Raw genomic sequence first — 25756 nt, 5'->3', positions numbered from 1 at the left:
TTTCCAAGAACAAGATTTACAGTGTGATCAAATATGGAACGTTGGCAAAACATACATAGTGTTGTCGTCGTAGGGCTCGGTATTACCGGGCTCTCTGTCGTTAAACACCTAAGAAAAAATCAGCCACAACTTGTGGTCAAAGTCATTGATACTCGTGTAAACCCTCCAGGTGCAGAGCGCTTGCCGGAAAGTGTTCAACTGCATAGTGGTGGTTGGAATACAGACTGGCTTTCTGACGCGGATCTTATCGTGACCAACCCTGGTATTGCGCTAGCGACACCAGAGATCCAAGCCGTATTAGCAAAAGGTACGGCAGTAGTAGGTGATATCGAGTTATTCGCTTGGGCGGTGCAGAAACCGGTGATTGCGATTACGGGCTCAAACGGTAAGAGCACAGTAACCGACCTCACAGGTGTGATGGCTGAGGCTGCAGGTTTGGATGTTGGCGTTGGTGGTAACATCGGTGTGCCTGCACTGGATTTGTTAGAACAAGACGCAGACCTATATGTACTCGAACTCTCGAGCTTCCAGTTAGAAACGACGTCAAGCTTAAAGCTCAAAGCCGCTGCGTTTCTGAATCTTTCTGAAGATCATATGGATCGTTATCAAGGCATGTCTGACTATCGACAAGCTAAGTTGCGTATTTTTAACCATGCTGCTCTTGCAGTCGTGAACCGTGATGATCAAGAAACCTTCCCAGACGCAGAGATGCCATTGGTGACATTTGGCAGCGACAATCAGGACTTTGGTCTCGAGGTGGATGGCAACCGTACTTGGCTGCTCGATCACGGTCAACGAGTTGTCGCAAGTGATGAGCTTAAGTTGGTTGGTAAGCACAACTTATCTAACGCTCTGGTTGCTTTAGCGCTATTAAAAGCTGCGGACGTAAACTATCACAACGCATTGAATGCACTTAAAAATTACACGGGACTGACACACCGATGCCAGGTGGTTGCGGATAATCAAGGCGTCAAATGGGTGAATGACTCTAAAGCAACTAATATTGCCAGCACTATGGCTGCGCTATCTGGTTTGGAATTGACAGGCAAGCTCTACTTACTCGTTGGTGGTGTTGGCAAAGGTGCTGACTTCTCGCCATTAAAACCGATCTTCGCGACGCTTAACTTGCAACTGTGTTGCTTTGGCGCTGATGGCGATGAATTTATGCCACTGCATGAATCTGCAATACGTTTCGACACTATGGAAGATGTGATTCAACAAGTATCTTCGCAGTTAAAACCAGGTGATATGGTGATGCTGTCTCCTGCATGTGCTAGCTTTGACCAATTCGACAACTTTATGGCAAGAGGTGATGCTTTCGCTGCTCTTGCTCAGAAATATGCATAATTAAAGGTTACACACTTCGTGGGTTTAGGTAACGTTAAACGCAGTATTGGCAATTGGCTCAAGCATCCAGCCCCAGAGGCGATGTTTGATCGTCAGTTAGTGTGGATTGCACTGGGTTTGATGTTGACTGGTTTGGTCATGGTAACCTCTGCATCATTTCCAATCAGCTCTCGATTAACTGAACAGCCGTTCCACTTTATGTTTCGTCATGCGACGTTTCTCGTGCTGGCGTTAGGGACGTCCGCTGTTATTTTGCAAGTGCCTTTGCAAGAGTGGTTTAAGAAGAGCCATTACTTACTTTGGGCTTCTTTCGCACTGTTGATCATCGTGCTCTTGGCGGGTAAGTCGGTTAATGGTGCGTCTCGTTGGATTCCCCTCGGGCTGTTTAACCTTCAGCCAGCGGAGGTCGCGAAGCTATCGCTGTTTATCTTCATGTCTGGTTACTTAGTTCGAAAGCAAGACGAAGTACGACAAACGTTCTTTGGTGGCTTTATGAAGCCAATCATGGTGTTTGCCTTCTTCGCAGTATTACTACTTGGTCAGCCAGACTTGGGGACGGTCGTCGTGATGCTGGTCACGCTGTTTGGCATGCTTTTTATCGCAGGTGCAAAACTAACCCAGTTTCTCGCCTTAATGGTGGCAGGTATCGGCGCTGTGGTAGGTTTGATTCTCGTCGAGCCATACCGTATGCGACGTGTAACCTCCTTCCTTGACCCGTGGGAAGATCCATTTGGCAGTGGCTATCAGTTGACTCAGTCTTTGATGGCGTTTGGTCGTGGTGAATGGTTCGGTCAAGGTCTCGGTAACTCAATTCAAAAACTGGAATATCTACCGGAAGCGCATACCGACTTTGTGTTTGCCGTACTTGCTGAAGAGCTTGGTTTCGTAGGCGTAGTGCTGGTCTTAATGCTGATTTTTAGCTTGGTGCTAAAAGCGGTTTACATCGGCAAGCGTGCATTTGAAGAAGGCGAAATGTTCGGAGGTTATCTGGCTTTCGGAATTGGTATTTGGTTTGCGTTTCAAACCTTGGTTAATGTTGGAGCCGCCGCCGGTATTGTTCCAACTAAAGGTTTAACACTTCCACTCATCAGTTATGGTGGTTCTAGTCTAATAATTATGTCCGTCGCAGTGTCCATATTACTGCGTATCGATTACGAATGCCGCTTGAAACGCGAGCAACAACAATCAGAACAACAAGCTAATGAAACAAAATAAACGTTTGATGGTGATGGCTGGTGGTACTGGCGGTCACGTATTCCCAGGTTTGGCGGTAGCAAAACAGCTTCAAGAGCAAGGTTGGGAGATCCGTTGGTTAGGTACGGCGGATCGAATGGAAGCGGATTTGGTGCCAAAACATGGCATTGAAATCGACTTTATCAAAGTAAAAGGGTTACGAGGTCAAGGCGTTAAACGTCTTCTTGCAGCACCATTTCAAATTATCAATGCCATTATGCAGGCTCGTGGTCACATGAAACGCTGGCAGCCAGACGCAGTGCTTGGTATGGGCGGTTATGTTAGCGGCCCGGGTGGTATTGCCGCTTGGATGAGTGGCATTCCTGTTGTTCTGCATGAACAAAATGCAGTAGCAGGTTTAACGAACCAATGGTTATCGAAAATCGCTAAGAAGGTTTTTCAGGCTTTCCCAGGCGCTTTTCCAAATGCCGAAGTGGTTGGGAACCCAGTTCGTGAAGACGTGACTCAATTAGCAGCGCCAACTGAGCGCATGCAAGAGCGCCAAGGTCCAATTCGCATTTTGGTGATGGGTGGCAGCCAAGGCGCACGTATTCTTAACCAAACTCTGCCAGAAGTGATGTCGAAATTGGGCGAAGATTACTGTATTCGTCATCAAGCGGGTAAAGGTTCTGCCGAAGAAGTGAACGCAGCATACCTAGCTAATGGTGTGGTAAAGGCAGAAGTAATGGAATTCATTGATGACGTTGCAGAAGCTTACGCATGGACTGACCTTTTAGTTTGTCGCTCTGGAGCGTTAACTGTTTCTGAAGTCTCGGCGGCAGGTGTAGGCGCTATTTTTGTTCCATTCATGCACAAAGACCGCCAGCAAGCACTTAATGCAGACCACTTGGTGGATTGCGGCGCGGCGAAAATGATTGAACAACCAGATTTAACCGTTGAGTCTCTGACTCAGCAGATCCAACAATTGGATCGCCAAGCTTTACTTACAATGGCTGAGCAAGCGCGTGGCGCTGCAAAATTGAATGCTGACCGAGTTGTCGCACAAGCCATTGTCGCTTTGACCGAAAAGCGTTAACCGAATTATTGAGAATAGAATTGATGACAATACAACATACACAAGACTTAGCTCAGATTCGCGCAATGGTGCCAGAGATGCGCCGCGTGAAATCCATCCACTTCATCGGTATTGGTGGTGCGGGTATGAGCGGCATTGCAGAAGTGCTGTTGAACGAAGGCTACCAAATCACAGGTTCTGATCTATCAGAGAACGCTGTGACAGAGCGTTTGGTATCAAAAGGTGCGACGGTATTTATTGGTCATCAAGCCAGTAATGTAGAAAAAGCCAGTGTGGTTGTTGTGTCAACGGCGATCAACGAAGAAAACCCAGAAGTGATGGCGGCACGTGAATTACGCATCCCTATTGTACGCCGCGCAGAGATGTTGGCTGAATTGATGCGATTCCGTCACGGTATTGCCGTTGCGGGTACACACGGTAAAACCACGACGACCGCTCTTGTTACTCAAATCTATTCTGAAGCCGGTCTTGATCCAACGTTTGTGAATGGCGGTTTGGTGAAAAGCGCAGGTACAAATGCGCGTCTAGGCTCGAGTCGTATTCTAATTGCAGAGGCAGATGAAAGTGACGCGTCATTCCTGCACTTGCAACCAATGGTGAGCATTGTTACCAATATCGAAGCCGATCATATGGATACCTATGGTGGTGACTTTGAAACCTTAAAGCAAACCTTCATCGATTTCCTTCATAATCTACCGTTTTACGGCCAAGCAATTGTTTGCATTGACGATCCTGTGGTTCGAGAGTTAATCCCACGTATTAGTCGTCAAGTGATAACTTACGGTTTTTCTGAAGATGCCGACGTACGTATTGAAGATTATCGTCAAGAGGGGCAGCAAGGCAAATTTACGGTAGTACGTAAAGGGCGAGCTAACTTAGATATCACGCTGAATATTCCAGGTCGTCACAATGCATTGAATGCGTCTGCTGCGATTGCGGTTGCTACTGAAGATGACATTGAAGACGATGCGATCCTAAAGGCAATGGCTGGTACGCAAGGTACGGGAAGACGTTTTGATCACCTTGGCGAGTTTGATACTGGCAACGGCCATGCAATGCTTGTTGATGATTACGGCCATCATCCAACAGAAGTGGATGTAACCATTAATGCAGCACGCAGTGGTTGGCAAGACAAGCGTTTGGTGATGATTTTCCAACCGCACCGTTATAGCCGTACTCGTGATTTATACGATGATTTCGCGAATGTGCTTGAACAGGTGGATGTATTGATCATGCTGGATGTTTACGCAGCGGGTGAAAAGCCGATTGCAGGTGCTGATGGGCGCGCTTTATGTCGCACAATTCGCAGCCGAGGCAAGGTAGATCCGATTTTTGTTCCAGAAATCGAGCAATTACCTTCAGTTTTAGCTAACGTTATACAAGACGGCGACCTAATCTTAACGCAAGGTGCGGGTGATATTGGTAAAGTGGCGAAACAGCTGGCAGGTCTTAAATTGAATATAAACAAGATGCTTGGCTGACACATATTGTTGATGCGAAGGACAGATAAAGACTCAGATCTCGATTTTGCGTCAATATCATTGTGATTTATTGCTATCAGTGTTTGATAGTTTACAAGAGCTCAGTATAATCCCAAGGTTAAAGTCAAGACTTTTACCTCTGCGTAATTATATGGGTAAAAAGTACACGACAAAAGTCAGGAAACGAAGACGTTGTTGAATATTGCACTGAATGACGAGCGACCAAACACGGGTAACAACCGTGGTCGCCAAGAAAAAATCTTGGGTGCGTTATTTTTCGTTGTGGTTGTGACTTTAATTAGTTCTGTTTTGTACGCGGCGATCAGTTGGATGTGGGATGACCAAAGGTTACCTCTCTCCAAAATAGTACTTCAGGGGAAACTGGAGTATGTCCAAGCTGACGATGTGCAGGCTGCATTTAGTCGAATTGATCACATCGGTACATTTATGTCTCAGGATATTGATGTATTACAGCAAAGTGTCGAAGCTCTGCCATGGGTAGCGCATGCCGCAATCCGAAAGCAGTGGCCGGATACAGTAAAAGTTTTTTTGACGGAGCATCAACCAGAAGCCATTTGGAATGGCAACGAACTGTTAGATAAAAACGGGTTCGTTTTTGATGGAGATGTTGCTCTGTTGCAAGAAGAAAAAGTGAAGCTGTACGGACCCAAAGATAGCGGGCCGGAAGTCTTACAGACTTACCGTGATTTGAGTCCTAAGTTTCAGCAATTGGGTTTAGCGATATCGTCTCTGGTATTAAACGAGCGACGAGCTTGGCAAATCATCCTTGATAACGGTATTCGATTAGAGCTCGGTAAAGAGTCTCTTCTTGAGCGTATAGAGCGCTTTTTTAAGCTCTATAACAAGCTTGGCAGTGACACGCAAAGAATCAGTTATATCGATCTTAGGTACGATACAGGAGCCGCAGTTGGTTGGTTTCCTGAACAAGAGTTAGAAGAGAGTACAGATGACTAAGGCCGCTGATGACAACATTATTGTTGGTCTTGATATAGGCACTGCAACCGTATCGGCTCTAGTGGGTGAGGTTTTACCAGACGGTCAAATTAATATTATTGGCGCAGGTAGTAGCCCCTCACGCGGCATGGATAAAGGTGGCGTGAATGATTTGGAGTCGGTTGTAAAATCAGTACAACGTGCAATTGATCAAGCTGAATTAATGGCAGAGTGCCAGATCAGCCGAGTCTTCATTTCGTTGTCTGGTAAGCATATCGCAAGCCGAATTGAAAAAGGTATGGGCACGATTTCTGATGAAGAGGTGTCTCAAGAAGACATGGATCGCGCTATCCATACCGCAAAATCGATTAAAATCGGTGATGAACAGCGAATTCTTCATGTGATCCCGCAGGAGTTCACCATTGATTACCAAGAAGGAATCAAAAATCCGCTTGGTTTATCTGGGGTAAGAATGGAAGTGAGTGTCCACCTTATCTCATGCCATAATGACATGGCACGCAATATTATTAAGGCGGTAGAACGCTGCGGCCTTAAAGTAGAACAACTCGTATTTTCTGGGCTTGCTGCTAGTAATGCAGTAATCACCGAGGATGAAAGAGAGCTTGGAGTTTGTGTGGTTGATATTGGCGCCGGCACGATGGATGTGGCCATCTGGACTGGCGGTGCGTTACGTCACACAGAAGTATTTTCGTACGCAGGAAATGCTGTAACCAGTGATATTGCTTTTGCTTTTGGTACGCCAGTGAGCGATGCTGAAGAAATAAAAGTCAAATATGGCTGTGCTTTGAGTGAACTGGTCAGTAAGGATGACACGGTTAATGTACCAAGCGTAGGTGGACGACCATCACGTAGCCTGCAACGTCAAACGTTGTCAGAAGTGATTGAGCCACGCTACTCTGAGCTTATGGGACTGGTTAACCAAACTATCGACTCTGTACAAGCAAAATTGCGCGAAGAGGGTATCAAGCACCATCTGGCTGCGGGAGTTGTACTCACCGGCGGTGCTGCGCAAATGGACGGAGTGGTAGAATGTGCGGAACGCGTATTCCGCAATCAAGTAAGGGTCGGCAAACCGCTCGAAGTCAGCGGATTAACTGACTATGTAAAAGAGCCGTACCATTCTACGGCAGTTGGATTACTTCATTACGCAAGAGACATGCAGTCTAGCGACGATAGCGATTATAATGAACCTAAACGCTCATCTGTAACTGGCTTTTTCGATAAATTGCGTAACTGGATACAAAAAGAGTTTTAACCTGAGTTGCAGGATAAACGGAGACAACACATGTTTGAACCGATGATGGAAATGTCTGACGATGCAGTAATCAAGGTCGTTGGGGTTGGTGGCGGCGGTGGTAACGCCGTTGAACACATGGTGCGTGAATCCATCGAAGGTGTGGAATTCATCAGCGTCAACACTGATGCACAAGCACTTCGTAAGACAAGCGTTGGCAATGTTATTCAGATCGGTGGTGATATCACTAAAGGTCTGGGTGCAGGTGCTAATCCACAGGTTGGCCGTGACGCAGCTCTCGAAGACAGAGATCGAATTAAAGATTCCCTGACTGGCGCCGATATGGTGTTTATCGCAGCTGGTATGGGTGGCGGTACCGGTACTGGTGCAGCGCCTGTTATTGCTGAAGTGGCTAAAGAGCTTGGCATTCTAACAGTAGCGGTAGTAACTAAACCGTTTAGTTTTGAAGGTAAAAAGCGTTTGGCATTTGCTGAGCAAGGTATCGATGAGCTCTCTAAGCATGTTGACTCTTTGATCACGATTCCAAACGAAAAGCTACTTAAAGTACTTGGTCGTGGTGTAACACTACTAGAAGCTTTTGCAAGCGCTAACGATGTTCTTAAGAATGCCGTTCAAGGTATTGCTGAGCTAATTACTCGCCCTGGCATGATCAACGTCGACTTTGCGGACGTAAGAACTGTAATGTCTGAAATGGGTCACGCAATGATGGGTAGCGGCATCGCCAAAGGTGAAGACCGAGCTGAAGAAGCGGCTGAAATGGCAATTTCTAGCCCACTTCTGGAAGACATCGATCTAGCGGGCGCTCGTGGTGTTCTTGTCAATATTACTGCTGGTCTGGATATGCGTCTTGACGAGTTTGAGACGGTTGGTAATACAGTGAAGGCATTCGCTTCTGACAATGCGACTGTTGTTATCGGTACTTCTCTAGACCCTGATATGACTGACGAAATCCGCGTAACAGTTGTAGCGACAGGTATTGGTAATGAGAAAAAGCCAGATATCACGCTAGTTGCGGGTGGTAAAGCGAAAGTGGCACCGACGCCGCAAGCTCAACCACAGCAACAAGCAGCGGCAACGCAAGCTGAAGAAAAACCGGCACAGACCTTGCAAAATAATCAAGTGCAAGAGAAGCCACAGGTAACTCCTCAGCCGACAAACACTGCTTCTTCTTCTCCAGCTTCGTCGAGTCAAAGTTCTGCGGCTCCAAAGCAAGAAAAGGAAAGTGGTTATTTAGATATACCGGCATTTTTGCGTCGTCAGGCTGATTAATCTTTAACCCATAAATTTGACATGGCTCAAAATTATGGTAGCATTCACGGTCGACGTTACAGACGGCCGTGTTTTGTAGCAAATTTTTGAGAGGCAAGCAGATGATCAGACAACGTACTCTGAAAGAAATAGTGAAAACAACTGGTGTGGGTCTCCACTCTGGTCGTAAAGTCACACTTACTCTGCGCCCGGCTGCTGCAAATACAGGTATCATTTACCGTCGTACAGATGTAAATCCACCTGTAGATTTTCCAGCTGATCCAGCTTCGGTTCGTGACACCATGCTTTGTACTGCATTGGTAAACGATGAAGGTGTGCGTATTTCAACTGTTGAGCACTTGAATGCGGCACTTGCTGGTATGGGCATCGATAACATTGTTGTCGAAGTAGACGCACCTGAAATTCCGATCATGGATGGTAGTGCAAGCCCATTTGTATACTTGCTACAACAAGCAGGTATCGAAACGCAAAATGCGCCAAAACGCTTCATCCGTATCAAAAAGCCAGTTCGTTTTGAAGATGGTGATAAATGGGCAGAATTTGTACCATTTAACGGCTTCCGTATGGACTTCGAAATTGAGTTTAATCACCCAGCGATTGAATCAGACGAGCAACGTTTGCTGTTTGATTTCTCGTCAAAAGGCTTTGTTCGTGAGATTTCTCGAGCACGTACGTTTGGCTTTATGCGTGATATCGAATATCTACAATCTCAAAACCTAGTTTTGGGTGGTAGTTTTGACAATGCTATCGTTTTGGATGATTACCGTATTCTTAATGAAGAAGGTCTACGCTTTGAAAATGAGTTTGTGACTCACAAAGTGTTGGATGCGATTGGTGACCTTTACATGTGTGGCCACCCAATCATTGGTGAATTCCGTGCCTTTAAATCTGGCCACGGTTTAAATAACCAACTGTTACGTGCTGTTCTTGCAGATCAGGAAGCGTGGGAGTGGACTACATTCGAAGAAGAAGTCGGCTCACCAGTAGCATTCGCAGAACCAAATATGGTGCTTGCGTAAATACTTGGCATTAGAATTAATAAAAAACCAGGCTTATGCCTGGTTTTTTGCTATTTGGCTTTAATCTTCGACTTATCAATAACATTCAAGCTTTCAGCATATTGAAATAACGTTCACTTACGATCTTCCTTTTCTGCCATATCGGCTAATCGTTTTAAACGCTCTTGAATTTTAGGTGGCGCCATGTCGGCAATCGTCATTAATGACTTTGCTGCAGATTCTGTTAGTGGTGGACGCTTAGGTCTGTCGTCTTGTTGAAAGCGGTTTCTATATAGTGAAGGATTGATCCTCACTTCAACGCTCATCAGCTTGGCAAAGCCTTGAGTACGAAGTTTATTTAGGATCATGAGGCGATCGTAATCGATCTTCATTTTGATCGCGGCACTAGAGACATCGATCAATAGATGGCCGTTACGAACATTCGCCACTCGGCAATGATCGGCCGTCCCCATGGGTAAGACCTCTTGCAAAGCTTGGTTAAGCTGTAAGATTTCTCCAGCATGTTCTTGAATCTGCTTGAACTGTGACTCAGCAATAACATCTTCAGTCGAGGTTGGACGGTGATCACGCATAGGTAAAATCTAATTTTGTTGAGATATAGCTATTCTAGAGCAGCTTTCTATCAAGGTATAGTTTACATTAACGTCTTTAGCTTCAGTTTTACAATATAGCAAGGTAAAAAGCAAAGTTTGCTCTGGATGGATTACACATATTGCGGTATGCAATATCGGCTAATCAGTCACCACTTTAAGTAAAAACTTCAGAGTGCTTCAAACAAATACGTCTATTTATGGTTGTATCGATTAAAAATCCTTACACTAAGCCACATTGTTTCAAAACTTAGCCTTGAAATATGGATGTTTGAACTCAATATCTTTGATAAATGATTTATCTCAGTATTCTTAGTTCCAAACTGGCAGAGACTGAAGGCATTATGAGTAGATCGGGAACGGTCTGAATAAAGAGAGATTCACGAAAAATGATAACTAAGCTACTGACAAAAGTGATTGGCAGTCGCAACGACCGAACACTGCGCCGCCTTAGAAAAATTGTAAAAGAAATTAATAACTATGAGCCAACATTCGAGGCTCTAAGTGATGAAGAGTTAAAAGCAAAGACGGTTGAATTCCGTGAGCGCCTAGAGAAAGGTGAAACTCTTGATAAACTACTTCCAGAAGCTTTTGCTACGGTTCGTGAAGCATCTAAGCGTGTCTACGGTATGCGCCACTTCGACGTCCAGCTTATCGGCGGTATGGTTCTAAATGCGGGTCAAATCGCTGAAATGCGTACGGGTGAAGGTAAAACGCTGACGGCAACGCTTCCTGCTTACCTAAATGCCCTGGCTGGTAAAGGCGTTCACATTGTAACAGTGAACGATTATCTAGCTAAACGTGATGCAGAGACAAACCGCCCTCTATTTGAATTTTTAGGTATGACTGTTGGCGTAAACGTGCCAAACATGCCTCCTCAAGAGAAAAAAGAAGCGTACCAAGCTGACATCTTGTACGGAACGAACAATGAATTTGGTTTTGACTACCTTCGTGACAATATGGCTTTCCGTAGCGAAGATCGCGTACAACGTGAACGCTTCTTTGCAGTTGTCGATGAGGTGGACTCAATCCTAATTGATGAAGCTCGTACCCCTTTAATCATTTCTGGTCCTGCTGAAGATAGCTCTGAGCTATACACCCGAATCAACCTTTTGATCCCGCATCTTAAAAAGCAAGACAAAGAAGACTCTGAAGAATATCGTGGTGATGGTCACTACACTGTTGATGAGAAATCAAAGCAAGTATACCTCACAGAAACGGGCCAAGAGTACGTTGAAGAACTGTTGGTGAAAAATGGTCTTATGGAAGAGGGTGACACACTTTACTCTCCGACTAACATCAGCATGTTACATCACGTGAATGCCGCTTTGCGTGCTCATGTGTTGTTTGAGCGCAACGTTGATTACATCGTTACTGACGAAGGTGAAGTAGTAATTGTTGATGAACATACTGGTCGTACAATGCCAGGTCGTCGTTGGTCTGAAGGTCTTCACCAAGCAGTAGAAGCGAAAGAAGGCGTTAAGATTCAAAACGAAAACCAAACTTTGGCTTCGATTACCTTCCAGAACTACTTCCGCTTATACGAAAAACTGTCTGGTATGACAGGTACTGCGGATACTGAAGCGTTTGAGTTCCAATCTATTTATGGCTTGGAAACGGTGGTTATCCCAACCAACAAACCTATGATTCGTAACGATATGCCGGATGTGGTGTACCGTACTGAAGCTGAGAAGTTTGCTGCAATCATTGAAGATATCAAAGAGCGCGTTGCGAAAGGTCAGCCAACATTGGTTGGTACCGTATCGATTGAAAAATCAGAACTTCTTTCTAACGCATTGAAGAAGGCTAAGATCAAACACAACGTATTGAATGCAAAATTCCATGAGAAGGAAGCGGAAATTGTCGCTGAAGCGGGTATGCCTGGTGCGGTAACTATCGCGACCAACATGGCCGGTCGTGGTACGGATATTGTGCTTGGCGGTAGTTGGCAATCAAAAGTGGAAGCTTTGGAGAACCCAACTCAAGAACAAATCGATGCGATTAAAGCAGAGTGGAAAGTTGTACATGATCAAGTATTAGATGCTGGTGGTCTACACATCATTGGTACTGAGCGCCACGAATCTCGCCGTATTGATAACCAGCTACGTGGTCGTTCTGGTCGTCAAGGTGATGCGGGTTCATCGCGCTTCTACCTATCTATGGAAGACTCTTTGTTACGTATTTTCACTTCTGATCGTATGGCGAGCCTTATTCAAAGTGGTATGGAAGAAGGTGAAGCTATTGAATCGAAAATGCTTTCTCGCTCAATTGAAAAAGCACAGCGCAAAGTGGAAGGTCGTAACTTTGATATCCGTAAGCAGCTACTAGAATACGATGATGTGGCGAACGATCAGCGTAAGGTTGTCTACGAGCTGCGCGACGAATTGATGAACGTTGAAGACATCAGCGGTATGATCGAGCAAAACCGTGAAGATGTGCTAACAGCGGTTATTGATGAGTACATCCCGCCACAATCACTAGAAGATATGTGGGACGTTGAAGGTCTGCAAGAGCGCTTGAAAGCAGACTTCGATCTTGATGCACCAGTGAAGCAATGGCTTGAAGAAGACGATAAGCTTTACGAAGAGGCGCTACGCGAGAAGATCATCAATCTAGCCGTTGAAGTGTACAAAGAGAAAGAGGAAGTGGTGGGTGCCCAAGTGCTTCGTAACTTCGAGAAATCGGTTATGCTTCAAACTCTGGATACGCTTTGGAAAGAGCACTTGGCAGCAATGGATCACTTGCGTCAGGGTATTCACTTACGCGGCTATGCGCAGAAGAACCCGAAACAGGAATACAAGCGTGAATCGTTTGAACTGTTTGAAGGTCTACTAGAAGCGCTGAAAACTGATGTGATTACTGTTCTATCTCGCGTTCGAGTTCAGCAACAAGAAGAAGTTGAACGTATGGAAGAGCAACGTCGTGCGCAAGCTGAAGAGGCCGCTCGTCGTGCTCAAGCGCAACACGCAGCAGCACAAAACCCTCTTTCTGAAGGTGAAGAATCTGAAGAAGGTTCAAGTCAGCCAATGGTACGTGATGAACGTAAAGTAGGTCGCAATGAGCCTTGCCCTTGTGGTAGTGGTAAGAAGTATAAACAGTGCCACGGCAAAATCGACTAACGTATTAGTCAGATAATGTTTTAAAGAGTCGCCTAGGCGGCTCTTTTTTTGAGCAAATTCTGTGGCTGTCGAATTTCATAAGTTTTGATAGCATCGGATAGTTTTAGAGATGCAAAGACCGTTGAAGTGTAACGGCTTGAGAGTTAGGAAACCCTATGAAAAGAATTCACATAGTCGCGGCTATTATTTTTAACCAAGACAAATCAAAAATTTTTATTACAAAGCGTCCAGACGACAAGCATAAAGGCGGGTTTTGGGAGTTTCCCGGCGGGAAAGTCGAGTCAGGAGAAAGTATTGAACATGCTCTAGCAAGAGAACTTGAAGAAGAAGTAGGAATTGAAGTTACTGAGCAAGCCCTTTTCGAGCATTTGGAATATGACTATCCAGACAAATCACTTAAGTTTGATTTTATTACGGTATCTAAGTTCAGTAATGAGCCTTACGGCCGAGAAGGTCAAGAAGGTCGCTGGGTTGAGATAAGAGAATTGGGTAACTATGCCTTTCCTGAAGCGAACGTGCCTATCTTGGAGCGTGTCGTAAAAGAGTTCGCTTAAGCCTGATGAACTTGCTTGTGGTAACCACGGTATGTTGTTAGTTTAAACAGATTAAGCGAAACGAGAGAACGAGAGCAAACCTCGTTATCCAGAGAAGGAGAGAAAGCGCAATGGTTCGTATTGCAATCGCAGGAGCAGCAGGCCGAATGGGCCGTAATTTGGTTAAAGCTTCACACCTTAACCCAGAGGCGACAGTGAGCGCGGGATCAGAACGACCTGAGTCCTCACTTGTCGGTGTCGATATCGGTGAGCTTTGTGGTGAAGGTAAATTCGATGTGTTCTTAACGGATGATCTTGCTAAAGACGTCGATAATTTTGATGTAATCATCGATTTTACTGCCCCAGTAAGTACGTTGGCGAATCTTGAACTGTGTAAGAAGCATGGAAAGAGTATTGTGATTGGGACGACTGGTTTCAGTGATGCAGAGCGTGAACTGATTGACGAAGCCGCTAAGCAAGTGCCTGTTGTCATGGCTCCTAACTACTCTGTTGGTGTGAACCTAGTATTTAAGCTTCTTGAGAAAGCAGCCAAAGTGATGGGCGACTACTGTGATGTTGAGATTGTCGAAGCACATCATCGTCATAAAGTTGATGCTCCTTCTGGTACCGCTATCGGGATGGGCGAAGCCATTGCTGGTGCGATGGGCAACAAGCTGAATGATGTAGCTGTCTATGCGCGAGAAGGTATCACAGGTGAACGTACTAAAGATGAGATCGGCTTTGCTACAATTCGCGCTGGCGATATTGTCGGTGAGCACACAGCCATGTTTGCTGATATCGGGGAACGAGTGGAGATAACGCACAAAGCGACCGATCGTATGACGTTTGCTAATGGCGCCGTCAAGGCCGCTGTTTGGTTGAGTGCCAAACCAGCGGGCTTTTATACCATGACAGATGTTTTGGGATTGAATGAACTCTAAATACATAATTATTCGCCGGCGGTAGCCGGCTTTTTTATATCTATAGAATTAGTTGTAAATGAAATGATTCTAACAGAAAGTATTTTGGTGCTTACTTTTGTTGTTGTTTTGGTTGTTTTGTGGGTGTTTTGGGTTTTGATGTCTAAAAACTAATGTCTTTTTTGTTGTGTGAACGTTTGCGTGAAAAACTCATACTTTTTTGTGATCTCTAAAAAGTTCAAATTTGTAAAATTCATTAAACCTCTATGCCTCTCTATGTAATAGCATGTAAAAGTTATCTTTTTGGGCCTTACTGATTCAAAATGACCTTACTCGCTAGAAATTAATCATTTATTTTTGATTGTAGGTTGACAGGTTTCGAGTCCAACTTTAGAATACCGCCAATTTGTCTGAAATACCTATTTATGTAGATTTTATAGGTAAAGGAAGGCATGTTTGCAGTTTGATTTATTTTTTTTGCATTTTTATTCTGGAGGTTGTCTTGGGTAAATTAGCACTGTTGGTCCTAGAAGATGGGACAGTGTTCCGCGGAGTGTCCATAGGGGCAGATGGTCTTTCCGTTGGTGAAGTCGTTTTTAATACCTCGATGACGGGGTATCAAGAAATCCTCACTGATCCTTCCTATTCTCAGCAAATCGTCACTCTCACTTATCCTCACATTGGCAATACCGGAACCACTTCCGAAGATGAAGAATCCTCTTCCATTCATGCACAAGGCCTTGTGATTCGCGATCTTCCTCTAATCGCTTCTAACTTCCGTAACGAACAATCCCTCTCTGATTATCTTAAGTCTCAAAATATCGTTGGCATCGCTGATATCGATACTCGTAAGCTCACTCGTATCCTGCGTGAAAAAGGTGCTCAAAACGGCTGTATTGTTGCGGGCAATAACCTAGACGAAGCTTTGGCACTAGCGAAAGCAAAAGAATTCCCAGGCTTAAAAGGAATGGACCTTGCGAAAGAAGTTACAACAAAAGAAGCGTATCAGTGGAAACAAGGTTCGTGGACGCTTGAAGGTGGACTTCCAGAGGCGAAAGATGACAGCGAGCTGCCATACCACGTTGTCGCTTACGACTTCGGCGCAAAACGCAACATCTTACGAATGTTGGTTGACCGCGGCTGCCGCTTAACGGTTGTACCTGCAGAAACGTCAGCGGAAGAAGTTCTGGCACTAAATCCAGATGGCGTATTCTTATCGAACGGCCCTGGTGACCCAGAACCATGTACTTACGCGATTGAAGCAACCAAAGTGTTCCTAGAAAAAGGCCTGCCAATTTTTGGTATTTGTCTAGGTCACCAAATTCTGGCGCTAGCATCAGGTGCGCAAACGGTGAAAATGAAGTTTGGTCACCACGGTGCAAACCACCCAGTAAAAGATTTAGAGCGTAACGTTGTGATGATCACTTCGCAAAACCACGGCTTTGCGGCAGATGAAGCAACATTACCGGAAAACTTACGTGCTACTCACGTATCGCTATTTGATGGCTCTTTGCAAGGTATCCACCGCACAGACAAGCCAGCATTTAGCTTCCAAGGTCACCCAGAAGCGAGCCCTGGTCCACATGACGCGGCACCGCTATTTGACCACTTTATCGAACTAATCAAAAAACACAGCGCTTAATTCGGAGTAGTAGATAATGCCAAAACGTACTGACATTCAAAGTATTCTAATTCTTGGTGCTGGTCCGATTGTTATCGGTCAGGCATGTGAGTTTGACTACTCTGGCGCACAAGCGTGTAAAGCTCTTCGTGAAGAAGGCTACCGAGTTATCCTGGTTAACTCTAACCCAGCAACGATTATGACTGACCCAGAGATGGCAGATGCGACTTACATCGAGCCGATTCAGTGGGAAGTTGTACGCAAGATCATCGAGAAAGAACGTCCTGATGCAGTTCTGCCAACTATGGGTGGTCAGACAGCACTTAACTGTGCGTTAGATTTAGAGAAGCACGGCGTTCTCGCAGAGTTTGGCGTAGAGATGATTGGTGCAACGGCTGATGCAATCGACAAAGCGGAAGACCGTTCTCGTTTTGATAAAGCGATGAAGTCTATCGGCCTTGAGTGTCCTCGCGCAGATACAGCGAAGAGCATGGAAGAAGCTTACAAAGTTTTAGATATGGTTGGCTTCCCTTGTATCATTCGTCCATCGTTCACCATGGGTGGCACTGGTGGTGGTATCGCGTACAACAAAGAAGAGTTCGAAGAAATCTGTCGTCGCGGTCTGGACTTATCTCCGACCAACGAACTTCTTATCGATGAGTCACTAATCGGTTGGAAAGAGTACGAAATGGAAGTCGTTCGTGACAAAGCGGACAACTGTATCATCGTATGTTCAATCGAGAACTTTGACCCAATGGGCATCCATACGGGCGACTCAATCACGGTTGCTCCAGCACAAACACTGACTGACAAAGAATACCAGCTTATGCGTAATGCATCGCTAGCTGTTCTGCGTGAAATCGGTGTTGAAACAGGTGGTTCAAACGTACAGTTTGGTATCAACCCGAAAGATGGTCGTATGGTCATCATCGAGATGAACCCGCGTGTATCTCGCTCTTCTGCGCTAGCATCAAAAGCAACAGGCTTCCCAATTGCGAAAATTGCCGCGAAACTGGCTGTTGGCTTTACGCTAGACGAACTACAAAACGACATCACAGGTGGTGCAACACCCGCGTCATTTGAACCAACTATCGACTACGTCGTAACTAAGATCCCTCGCTTTAACTTCGAGAAATTTGCTGGTGCAAACGATCGTCTGACAACTCAGATGAAATCGGTTGGTGAGGTAATGGCGATTGGTCGTAACCAACAAGAATCTCTTCATAAAGCACTGCGTGGCCTAGAAGTTGGCGCAACTGGTTTTGATGAGATGGTCGATCTGGAAGCGCCAGATGCACTGACTAAGATTCGTCACGAACTTAAAGAAGCAGGTGCAGAGCGTATCTGGTACATCGCCGATGCATTCCGAGCGGGTATGTCAGTCGACGGTGTGTTCAACTTGACTCAAATCGACCGCTGGTTCCTGGTTCAAATCGAAGAAATTGTAAAACTCGAAGAACAAGTCAAGGCGGGCGGCTACGCAGGTTTGACCAAAGAAGTGCTTCGTCAGATGAAACGCAAAGGCTTCTCTGATGCTCGCTTGTCTAAATTGCTTGGTGTCGCTGAAAGTGAAATTCGCCGTGCTCGTGAGCAGTTTGATATTCATCCGGTTTACAAACGTGTGGATACATGTGCAGCAGAGTTTTCTTCTGACACGGCTTACATGTACTCATCTTACGATGAAGAATGTGAAGCAAACCCAACAGACAAAGATAAGATCATGGTTCTTGGTGGCGGTCCAAACCGTATCGGCCAAGGTATTGAATTCGATTACTGTTGTGTCCATGCATCACTTGCGCTGCGTGAAGACGGTTACGAAACCATTATGGTTAACTGTAACCCAGAAACGGTATCTACTGACTACGATACGTCTGATCGTCTGTACTTCGAGCCAGTAACTCTGGAAGATGTACTGTCTATCGCTCGCGTTGAAAAACCAAAAGGTGTGATTGTTCAGTACGGTGGTCAAACGCCACTTAAACTGGCTCGTGCTCTAGAAGCGGCTGGTGTGCCAATCATTGGTACTAGCCCAGATGCTATCGACCGTGCGGAAGACCGTGAACGCTTCCAAGCCGCTGTTGACCGTTTAGGTCTACTTCAGCCAGAAAACGCGACAGTAACAACGATGGAGCAAGCGGTTGAGAAATCGAAAGAAATTGGCTTCCCATTAGTTGTTCGTCCATCTTATGTACTCGGTGGTCGTGCGATGGAAATCGTGTACGACGAGCAAGACCTGCGTCGCTACTTCAACGAAGCAGTAAGCGTATCGAACGAGTCTCCAGTTCTGCTAGACCGTTTCTTGGATGATGCAACCGAAGTTGATATTGATGCTATCTGTGACGGTGAACGCGTCGTTATCGGCGGTATCATGGAGCACATCGAACAAGCGGGTGTTCACTCTGGTGACTCTGCATGTTCACTGCCTGCATACACGCTAAGTCAGGAAATTCAAGACAAGATGCGTGAGCAAGTTGAGAAGTTAGCATTCGAACTCGGTGTACGCGGTTTGATGAACACGCAGTTTGCTGTGAAAGATAACGACGTTTATCTAATTGAAGTGAACCCTCGTGCTGCTCGTACGGTACCATTCGTATCGAAAGCGACAGGCGCTCCTCTAGCGAAAATCGCTGCACGTGTAATGGCGGGTCAATCTCTAGAGTCACAAGGCTTTACTAAAGAGATTATCCCTCCTTACTACTCAGTGAAAGAAGTGGTTCTGCCGTTCAACAAATTCCCTGGTGTTGACCCTCTATTGGGCCCTGAAATGCGCTCAACAGGTGAAGTAATGGGTGTGGGTGCAACGTTCGCAGAAGCTTACGCTAAAGCAGAGCTAGGTTGTGGTGCGGTTTATCCTGAAGGTGGTCGTGCGCTACTGTCTGTACGTGAAGGTGATAAAGAGCGTGTTGTTGACCTAGCTTCTAAGTTAGTGAAACTGGGTTACCAGTTGGATGCGACACACGGTACTGCTGTAATTCTGGGCGAAGCGGGTATTAACCCACGTTTGGTAAACAAAGTACACGAAGGTCGTCCACACATTCTTGACCGCATCAAGAACAACGAATACACCTACATCGTAAACACGGCTGCTGGTCGTCAAGCGATTGAAGATTCGAAAGTTCTACGCCGTGGTGCACTGGCAGAAAAAGTGAACTACACAACGACACTGAATGCAGCGTTCGCTACATGTATGTCTCATACTGCAGACGCAAAAGCGTCAGTAACTTCGGTTCAAGAGTTACACGCTAAAGTGAAAGCGAGTCTAGACGCGTAACAGATAAAAATCAGTAAGCTCATTAATCAGGCTTACATGACAACCTCATTGCCCGCTCATTTGAGCGGGCTTTTTTATATCGAGGTTTTTCTAAAATGAAGAGCATTAAAGTGTGCTAGGAACGATTGGTATGCTTCGCTTTTGAAGATCATTAAGCTAATGATGGCAAGCAATGTACCCAAAGATGAAGAAATAGTACTACCATTTGCTACAACAAAATTAATGCTGTAGGACTGAGGTATTAAGCCGACCATAACTCTTTAAGCAGATAGGTAATTAGAAAAAGTTAAAATAAGCAGTGTCGAGCTTAAAAACATACTAACTATGGAGTGCTTCGATAGGTTCTTTTTTCTAAGACTAAGTTATAAGTTGATTCTTCAGTATCAAGAGAGTATCCGTTACTTTTTGCAAAAACATCTGCTGCTAGTAGCGAGGGATAAAGAAGAAAAAAACTAGTTACCGATATAGTTAGGAATATCTTACTAGAGCTTTTAAACTCACTTTTAGTTAGGAAATTATTTGATTTTAATGTTTTTACGGACATTCTAGAGCATTCAAATAAGATCAAACTAGAGCCTATAATCAAAATATCAGCCTGATCAAAAGATGAATAACTTTCATTATTATAGATGTTAAGATAAAAGTCTGATAATCCATCAAAACCATATATTAACAGTGATATTGCTGATGCTAATAAAATTATTAAATAAAAAAACACTTGCGTTCGGTCGTAACTCCCTTTTTTCATCGTAACAAACCTCGCTGTATTTCTTGCGAGAAAATCATACTTTGAGTTTTACGTTGAATCTCATTATATTCTTCTTTTGCTCTTCTCTTTGCTTCTATATCTCTTTGCTTTAAGTAAATATCTATAGAGGCTATTAACTTCTGTGTTAAACCTCGTTTATCATTTTCTCTATTCAATAAAAGACCTACAGCCGAGCTTATCAAAATAGCCCCTAATAATGGGCCAGCACTTAAAGTTACAACACTGCCACCCACTGCTGCGGCAAAGTTTACAAATATAGCTGCTGCAGCTGACGATAACCCGATAGTGATTATATCACTAGCTAAAGTACCAAATAGTTTGGCTAAGGTTTGACGGTCATTGAGGAAAAAGTCAATCACTCTGTATGTGGATATTAAGATAATTGTTATTATGCCCCCACTTCTAATGGATTGTAATGCCCCTTCTGGTCCAACAGCGAACTTTGCCACAGTTGGAGTGGGAAGAAATTTTCCTAATCCAGAAAGCTTTGAGTGCATAGCAGGGGAGCCTGTGAGTATGATATGTGGAGCTCCAGAATAATTTTTAACGATAACAGAGCTATTATTTCCGTACAAATAGTTTGATAAGTTGGTTATAAAAACTAAGTCCTGTCCTGTAGCATAATAGTTTGCTGTATTTTCAAACATTCCCTTTATCTTTTCCCAACGTTCTAATTTCGCTTTATCTTTTACATTGTTCTTGACAACGATATCGAAGCTATCGATAGATAAGATAATGGTTTCTTGATTTCGATGTTGATGATTTGATTTATAAAGTGGGTAGGTGCTTATACTACCACTATTTTTTGAGGATTGATGTCGTGATAAAGGGTAGTTGCTAGTCATGTATTTTCCTCAGATATCGGGCCTTGAGCGCTGACAATGTAAACTCTACATGCTGAACAGATCTTTCATATTCGTCTAGTTTTATATTTAAAGGTAAGCGTTTGATCTCATTATCAGGAATAGATTTGTGACAGTGATTCAATTCTTTCTGACAACTAAATTTTATATAAAAGTTTGGAGTCAAGTTTAAGCATTAATTCTATGAAAATTAGGAATAGATTGGTGTCTTGACTTTCCATTGGTAGTTTTGTGAATAAATGCTACCGTTTCTTCCTCTTTGATACCTCTTCAAAAAGGAAGTGTAGTGGAAATCACGGTTGAAATTTTGTTGGCCTTATTTTTGGTTGCGACTGCCGCAGGCTTTATTGATGCGATGGCTGGTGGGGGAGGGCTCATTACGCTCCCTGCGCTTTTGGCTGCGGGGTTGAGTCCGACTCAAGCTCTAGCAACCAATAAGTTACAAAGTTCGTTTGGCAGTTTCTCTGCTAGCTGGTATTTCGTGCGTAACGGTATTGTTAGCTTAAAGGAAATGCGTTTTGCGATACTCTGCACTTTTATAGGCGCTGCAATCGGTGCCGAGGCTGTGCAGTTTATTGATGCTAGCGTACTCACCAGTTTGATCCCCGTTCTTTTGATAGCCATTTCCCTCTATTTTTTACTCGCGCCAAGTACGCGAAAAATCGATGGAGAACCAAAGTTATCTGAAGCGATGTTTGCGCTATGCATTGGTGGCGGGATCGGTTTCTATGATGGCTTTTTTGGCCCTGGGACTGGATCTATTTTTACTGTTTGTTTTGTTGCACTAGGTCACTTTTCTTTGGTCGAAGCCACTGCTAGAACCAAAATCCTCAATTTCACGTCAAACATTGCGGCACTACTCTTTTTTATCTTAGCTGGGTTGCCAGTGTGGAAGCTTGGCTTAACAATGGCTGTTGGCGGTTTTCTTGGTGCTCAGTTAGGGGCGAAGGTCGTGGTAAGTAAAGGGCAAAAATGGATTCGTCCTCTAGTTATAGTGATGTCGATGCTCATGGCAACGAAACTTCTTTGGCAACAACACCAGCAATGGATTCTGTCAGTGCTTTAACTCGTTCGCTACGATATGTGCTGTGACGTAAGCAGATATGTATTGGTCGAACTAACTGATCTAGCTCTTCAAAGTCATAGCAGAACTTAGATGTGATATTAAGTGTCGTTAGGATAGATTTAGGGATTAAAGCGGGAGCCATACCTCCCAAAGCCAGTTGTGCTGCCGCAGTATACGAATCCATTTCCATCAAAGGTTCGATTCCGTGTTTGGATAAAATAGCTTGTTGATATGTGTTGGCAGGGTTAGTTAGGTCATTGGTCAAAATAGCTTTAGGTAGTTGTGAAAGTGAATGTCGACTGACAATTGAGAAAGGTTCATCGGCGAGGTGAAGGCTCATTAATCCATGATGAGGTGGTAGATAGCCAGCGCAAAATCCCAATGTTGCTTTGCCTGATTTCACATTCTCAATAATGCGTGGCGTATGATTGGTCGATATTCGTATGTACTGATCATGGGCAAAGTGTTCTGCCATGATCATGCTGAGGTATCCCGCCACTAAGGTTTCAGAGCAGTCCATTTTGATTAAAGAAGTATCTTCTATTTGTTGTTGATCGTGGATTTTTCCTCTTAACTCATTGAACGTGGGTTCTATTGTGTTTATGAGGGCAAGGCCATCGGAGGTCAGCTTTATGTGCCGACCATTTGGCTCTATCAATTTTTTTCCTAACTTCTTCTCTAGATTTGAAATACGTTTACTCACGGCAGATTGACTAATATAGAGTTGACTGCCTGTGCGGCTCATGGTTTTTTCTTTACTGAGGACAAGTAACGTTTCAATACCTTCAAGCAACATAATGATTAATGAAAGTTAGGAATGGTTGAGATAATTTAGCGAATTGCCCAAGAATTGGCGAATCAAATGAGCATAAATGAGAGGAGCCGACACTTGGTCGACTCCATAATGAGTGATGTTGTTGGTGTTTAACGGTTAATGGCGAAAGTTGGCAGGGATAGATGCCAACGAATCGCACCGAGACGTATAATGAGCGTTGAGATTACACCAGCGAGTAAAGCCGTTGAGTGGTCATAACCCATGTTTACCGCCATCGTATGGAAGATGCCGCCAATAATACATGCCGTAGCATAGACTTCACTTCTTAATACCATAGGAACTTCGCGAGCCAGCACGTCTCGTATAATGCCACCGCCACAGCCAGTAATAACCCCCATTATCACCGCGACCATCCCAGATGCATTGTAGGCGAGTGCCTTTTCTACTCCTATTCCCACAAATACAGCGAGACCGATGGCATCACAAACGGGTAATACCCACCATGAGAGTCGCTTGGGTCTTCGAATAACAAGCATGGTTAGTAGACACGTAACAAATATCACCCATAAGTAAGTCGTATCTGTTATCCAAAATACGGGAGTGGCACCAAGCGCCATGTCTCGGATTGTTCCGCCACCTATAGCAGTCACACTGCCGAGCACGATAACGCCGAATGGATCCATTTTTAAACGGCCCGCCAGTAATACGCCAGAGATAGCGAAAACAGCGGTACCGAACAAATCGATCATATAAAGCAGCATGGAGTCCATGTTACTTAGTACCTTTAAATAGTGTGAGAAAAAATGGGCGGAAATTGTACGGTATTTGCCACGAAATCGTTAGCGTTTTTGACGAACGCTTTTAAAGTGCTCACACACTTCCTTGATCGCGTTCAATGTGCGTGGTGTCGGACGGTTAATCCAATCAGAGTTTAGGGACCAGATGTGTTTGTTTTTAAGAGCAAGAAGCTCATTACTCCACTCAGCCCACATACCATCGTTACTCATTGCGTGACGAGAAGTAAAAATAACCTCTGGCTGGCGAGTAATGACTTGCTCGATGCTAACTTGAGGATAAGGCGCGCTGGATGCGGCGAAAATGTTCTCACCACCGCAAAAAGTAAAGACTTCACTTGGCCAGTTCTTTCCAGCGACAGTGATGATAGGCTTTTCACTCAACTGATAAAAGTAACTAACTTTCTCGTTCGTGTTGTACTGTTCTTTTAGTGTACTCAGCTGCGTTCTAAAATCTTCAGCGGCCTTTTTTCCTACTTGTGGAGTTTCGCTGTATTGGCTGAGTTGCTCAATATTATTGGCGATATCTTCTAATGAACCTGTAGTGGAGTAATAGATAGGAATACCGAACTGTTTAATTTTCTCCAACTCTTTAGCGGGGTTTCCGGCTGGCCAAGCAATCACTAAGTCCGGCTGAAGAGCAATAATGCGCTCTAATTTAATTCCTTGATAATTTGAGACTCTTTCTAGCTGCTTTGCCTGTTCTGGATAATCGCTCATTTCGCTGACAGCAACAAGCTGCTCTCCTAGCCCTGCTGCAAAGGCAATTTCGGTGGCATGTGGAGCTAAACTTATAATGCGTTGAGCGGGTTGAGCGAAGGTCGCTGTCGAAACAAACAGCGTTAATGCGAAGCATAATTTATTCATCATAATCCTTGATAAATTATTCCTAAAAGCAAACTTTGGATTGCGATCCAAGCCAGGACGCGCCAAACGAGCAGCGTATGTATTTGTGAAAGGTGAATAGCCGATGGCGCAATGCGCCCACCGATTTTTGCGCGCTCTGCACGCACACCTTGATAGATAGCAGGGCCGCATAAAGACAGTTGTAGTTTGTGTCCGATAGTACATAACACCCAGCTAGGTCCTGGTAAGGGCCAAGACTTCGCTTGCTGTTGTATTCCAGAGAGCACATTACTTGTATTCTTTCCGGCAGCTAAAAGTATGGCAAAGAGACGAAGTGGAATAATATCCAGAGTAGCAACCAGTTGAATCACAGGTTTACCAAAGGGCAAATATTGGCGTCGGCTAGGGGACCACACTCGCGCTAATTCTGTTGTGAGTCGATACATTAACGCACCAATACCACCTGTTAGTGCGTACCAAAATAGCACGCCGATCACGTTGCGGCTGTATCCCATAATCAGGGTTTCTGAGCCAGCTTTACCTATGCCAACGATCGAGAGGCTACCAGTGTCGCGATTAAGATATGGTTGCAGTAATGCTCGACATTGGGCTTTGTCTTCCGAAGAGATACTTGTGACGAGCTGTTTCGTTAACGTTTCGCTGTTGCGCCAGTCTAGCGCAATGATCAATAGAACCAGTTCATATAAAGGGATTTGCCAAACAAATGGCTTTACTGCAATCAGTAATATCAAGCAAGGAAACAGCATCAAGCCTAATGCAAGACTGCCTGAGATTACACTCTGTGAGTAATTGTGATTATTGTTCACTTTGTTGGCTAGCTGTTCTGCTAGCTTTCGCCATAAAGTGATGGGGTGCGCTGAATGGGGGATTGGCACTAGAAGGTGCAAGATCAGTGCGCCCCACATTATAAGGAGCGCACCGTTGGCATAAAATGACTGAAAAACTTCTTCCAT

21 protein-coding genes are annotated in these 25756 nt (G+C 44.6%); 14 read left to right on the top strand and 7 right to left on the bottom strand.

The window, feature by feature from the left end; translation table 11 throughout:
- Nucleotides 1-33: 33 nt before the first annotated feature.
- The 8 genes from murD (at nt 34) to lpxC (ending at nt 9615) form a co-directional block, all read left to right on the top strand.
- Nucleotides 34-1347: a UDP-N-acetylmuramoyl-L-alanine--D-glutamate ligase gene (gene murD, locus R7F67_RS00505; RefSeq protein ID WP_054576661.1), complete on the top strand. Its 1314-nt coding sequence runs from the start codon at nt 34-36 to the stop codon at nt 1345-1347.
- An 18-nt stretch (nt 1348-1365) separates the two neighbouring features.
- Nucleotides 1366-2562: a cell division protein FtsW gene (gene ftsW / locus R7F67_RS00500; protein WP_005372933.1), complete on the top strand. Its 1197-nt coding sequence runs from the start codon at nt 1366-1368 to the stop codon at nt 2560-2562.
- Entirely contained in the window at nt 2549-3616 is a 1068-nt protein-coding gene (gene murG, locus R7F67_RS00495) for an undecaprenyldiphospho-muramoylpentapeptide beta-N-acetylglucosaminyltransferase (protein ID WP_054576662.1), read from the top strand. Before ftsW ends, murG begins: the two co-directional genes overlap by 14 nt.
- A gap of 23 nt (nt 3617-3639) precedes the next feature.
- Nucleotides 3640-5097 (top strand): UDP-N-acetylmuramate--L-alanine ligase, encoded by a 1458-nt coding sequence (gene murC, locus R7F67_RS00490; RefSeq protein ID WP_005387395.1) that lies wholly within the window; start codon nt 3640-3642, stop codon nt 5095-5097.
- 192 nt (nt 5098-5289) lie between these two features.
- Nucleotides 5290-6072, top strand: a complete 783-nt coding sequence (locus R7F67_RS00485) for a cell division protein FtsQ/DivIB (RefSeq protein WP_005387393.1) — start codon at nt 5290-5292, stop codon at nt 6070-6072.
- Nucleotides 6065-7327, top strand: coding sequence for a cell division protein FtsA (ftsA, locus tag R7F67_RS00480; RefSeq protein WP_005372946.1), 1263 nt, complete (start codon nt 6065-6067; stop codon nt 7325-7327). The genes R7F67_RS00485 and ftsA overlap by 8 nt, the downstream gene beginning before the upstream one ends.
- A gap of 30 nt (nt 7328-7357) precedes the next feature.
- Nucleotides 7358-8596: a cell division protein FtsZ gene (ftsZ, locus tag R7F67_RS00475; RefSeq protein WP_005387391.1), complete on the top strand. Its 1239-nt coding sequence runs from the start codon at nt 7358-7360 to the stop codon at nt 8594-8596.
- 101 nt (nt 8597-8697) lie between these two features.
- Entirely contained in the window at nt 8698-9615 is a 918-nt protein-coding gene (gene lpxC, locus R7F67_RS00470) for a UDP-3-O-acyl-N-acetylglucosamine deacetylase (RefSeq protein ID WP_005381871.1), read from the top strand.
- Between the two features lie 113 nt (nt 9616-9728).
- Here lpxC and R7F67_RS00465 read toward each other — a convergent pair whose 3' ends face one another.
- Nucleotides 9729-10187 (bottom strand): DUF721 domain-containing protein, encoded by a 459-nt coding sequence (locus R7F67_RS00465; protein WP_005381869.1) that lies wholly within the window; start codon nt 10185-10187, stop codon nt 9729-9731.
- Between the two features lie 407 nt (nt 10188-10594).
- Between R7F67_RS00465 and secA the strand changes: the two genes are divergently transcribed.
- The 5 genes from secA to carB all read left to right on the top strand — a co-directional run bounded on the left by secA (nt 10595) and on the right by carB (nt 19669).
- Nucleotides 10595-13324 carry a preprotein translocase subunit SecA gene (secA, locus tag R7F67_RS00460; RefSeq protein WP_005387389.1) on the top strand — a complete coding sequence of 910 codons (2730 nt, stop codon included), beginning with the start codon at nt 10595-10597 and terminating at the stop codon, nt 13322-13324.
- A 155-nt stretch (nt 13325-13479) separates the two neighbouring features.
- Entirely contained in the window at nt 13480-13878 is a 399-nt protein-coding gene (gene mutT / locus R7F67_RS00455; protein ID WP_005387387.1) for an 8-oxo-dGTP diphosphatase MutT, read from the top strand.
- 110 nt (nt 13879-13988) lie between these two features.
- On the top strand, nt 13989-14798 hold the full coding sequence (dapB, locus tag R7F67_RS00450) for a 4-hydroxy-tetrahydrodipicolinate reductase (protein ID WP_005381860.1): 810 nt from the start codon (nt 13989-13991) through the stop codon (nt 14796-14798).
- A gap of 481 nt (nt 14799-15279) precedes the next feature.
- A complete protein-coding gene (gene carA / locus R7F67_RS00445) occupies nt 15280-16419 on the top strand; it encodes a glutamine-hydrolyzing carbamoyl-phosphate synthase small subunit (RefSeq protein WP_017821483.1) in 1140 nt (379 codons plus the stop codon).
- 16 nt (nt 16420-16435) lie between these two features.
- The gene (gene carB, locus R7F67_RS00440; RefSeq protein ID WP_005381854.1) at nt 16436-19669 is read left to right on the top strand and encodes a carbamoyl-phosphate synthase large subunit; all 3234 of its coding nucleotides are present in this window, start codon (nt 16436-16438) and stop codon (nt 19667-19669) included.
- Between the two features lie 322 nt (nt 19670-19991).
- Here carB and R7F67_RS00435 read toward each other — a convergent pair whose 3' ends face one another.
- Entirely contained in the window at nt 19992-20417 is a 426-nt protein-coding gene (locus tag R7F67_RS00435) for a hypothetical protein (RefSeq protein WP_017633621.1), read from the bottom strand.
- Complete coding sequence (locus R7F67_RS00430) at nt 20414-21283, bottom strand: hypothetical protein (protein ID WP_054576665.1); 870 nt, start codon at nt 21281-21283, stop codon at nt 20414-20416. The genes R7F67_RS00435 and R7F67_RS00430 overlap by 4 nt, the downstream gene beginning before the upstream one ends.
- Nucleotides 21284-21587: 304 nt before the next feature.
- Between R7F67_RS00430 and R7F67_RS00425 the strand changes: the two genes are divergently transcribed.
- Entirely contained in the window at nt 21588-22367 is a 780-nt protein-coding gene (locus R7F67_RS00425; RefSeq protein WP_017821480.1) for a TSUP family transporter, read from the top strand.
- On the opposite strand, the gene R7F67_RS00420 is transcribed toward R7F67_RS00425, so the two are convergent.
- From R7F67_RS00420 to R7F67_RS00405, 4 genes are all read right to left on the bottom strand, one after another.
- Nucleotides 22309-23163, bottom strand: a complete 855-nt coding sequence (locus R7F67_RS00420; protein ID WP_054576666.1) for a LysR family transcriptional regulator — start codon at nt 23161-23163, stop codon at nt 22309-22311. The genes R7F67_RS00425 and R7F67_RS00420 overlap by 59 nt on opposite strands.
- A 128-nt stretch (nt 23164-23291) precedes the next feature.
- Nucleotides 23292-23912 carry a TRIC cation channel family protein gene (locus tag R7F67_RS00415; RefSeq protein WP_005387377.1) on the bottom strand — a complete coding sequence of 207 codons (621 nt, stop codon included), beginning with the start codon at nt 23910-23912 and terminating at the stop codon, nt 23292-23294.
- A gap of 69 nt (nt 23913-23981) precedes the next feature.
- Nucleotides 23982-24803, bottom strand: a complete 822-nt coding sequence (gene btuF, locus R7F67_RS00410; RefSeq protein WP_017633625.1) for a vitamin B12 ABC transporter substrate-binding protein BtuF — start codon at nt 24801-24803, stop codon at nt 23982-23984.
- Complete coding sequence (locus R7F67_RS00405) at nt 24803-25756, bottom strand: cobalamin biosynthesis family protein (protein WP_054576667.1); 954 nt, start codon at nt 25754-25756, stop codon at nt 24803-24805. The genes btuF and R7F67_RS00405 overlap by 1 nt, the downstream gene beginning before the upstream one ends.

Origin of the sequence: Vibrio sp. YT-17 (assembly GCF_033337375.1) — a bacterium.
GTDB classification, from domain to species: domain Bacteria; phylum Pseudomonadota; class Gammaproteobacteria; order Enterobacterales; family Vibrionaceae; genus Vibrio; species Vibrio alginolyticus.
This window is presented reverse-complemented; position numbering and strand designations above follow the sequence as displayed.

What these genes read in the sequence shown, in the direction of transcription:
- ftsA (WP_005372946.1), top strand. Translation starts at nt 6,065, where the DNA reads ATGACTAAGGCCGCTGATGACAACATTATTGTTGGTCTTGATATAGGC.
- R7F67_RS00415 (WP_005387377.1), bottom strand. Translation starts at nt 23,912, where the DNA reads ATGGACTCCATGCTGCTTTATATGATCGATTTGTTCGGTACCGCTGTT.
- carB (WP_005381854.1), top strand. Translation starts at nt 16,436, where the DNA reads ATGCCAAAACGTACTGACATTCAAAGTATTCTAATTCTTGGTGCTGGT.
- murC (WP_005387395.1), top strand. Translation starts at nt 3,640, where the DNA reads ATGACAATACAACATACACAAGACTTAGCTCAGATTCGCGCAATGGTG.
- R7F67_RS00420 (WP_054576666.1), bottom strand. Translation starts at nt 23,163, where the DNA reads ATGTTGCTTGAAGGTATTGAAACGTTACTTGTCCTCAGTAAAGAAAAA.
- lpxC (WP_005381871.1), top strand. Translation starts at nt 8,698, where the DNA reads ATGATCAGACAACGTACTCTGAAAGAAATAGTGAAAACAACTGGTGTG.
- dapB (WP_005381860.1), top strand. Translation starts at nt 13,989, where the DNA reads ATGGTTCGTATTGCAATCGCAGGAGCAGCAGGCCGAATGGGCCGTAAT.
- ftsZ (WP_005387391.1), top strand. Translation starts at nt 7,358, where the DNA reads ATGTTTGAACCGATGATGGAAATGTCTGACGATGCAGTAATCAAGGTC.
- murG (WP_054576662.1), top strand. Translation starts at nt 2,549, where the DNA reads ATGAAACAAAATAAACGTTTGATGGTGATGGCTGGTGGTACTGGCGGT.
- R7F67_RS00465 (WP_005381869.1), bottom strand. Translation starts at nt 10,187, where the DNA reads ATGCGTGATCACCGTCCAACCTCGACTGAAGATGTTATTGCTGAGTCA.
- mutT (WP_005387387.1), top strand. Translation starts at nt 13,480, where the DNA reads ATGAAAAGAATTCACATAGTCGCGGCTATTATTTTTAACCAAGACAAA.
- secA (WP_005387389.1), top strand. Translation starts at nt 10,595, where the DNA reads ATGATAACTAAGCTACTGACAAAAGTGATTGGCAGTCGCAACGACCGA.
- R7F67_RS00435 (WP_017633621.1), bottom strand. Translation starts at nt 20,417, where the DNA reads ATGAAAAAAGGGAGTTACGACCGAACGCAAGTGTTTTTTTATTTAATA.
- R7F67_RS00405 (WP_054576667.1), bottom strand. Translation starts at nt 25,756, where the DNA reads ATGGAAGAAGTTTTTCAGTCATTTTATGCCAACGGTGCGCTCCTTATA.
- murD (WP_054576661.1), top strand. Translation starts at nt 34, where the DNA reads ATGGAACGTTGGCAAAACATACATAGTGTTGTCGTCGTAGGGCTCGGT.
- btuF (WP_017633625.1), bottom strand. Translation starts at nt 24,803, where the DNA reads ATGAATAAATTATGCTTCGCATTAACGCTGTTTGTTTCGACAGCGACC.
- R7F67_RS00430 (WP_054576665.1), bottom strand. Translation starts at nt 21,283, where the DNA reads ATGACTAGCAACTACCCTTTATCACGACATCAATCCTCAAAAAATAGT.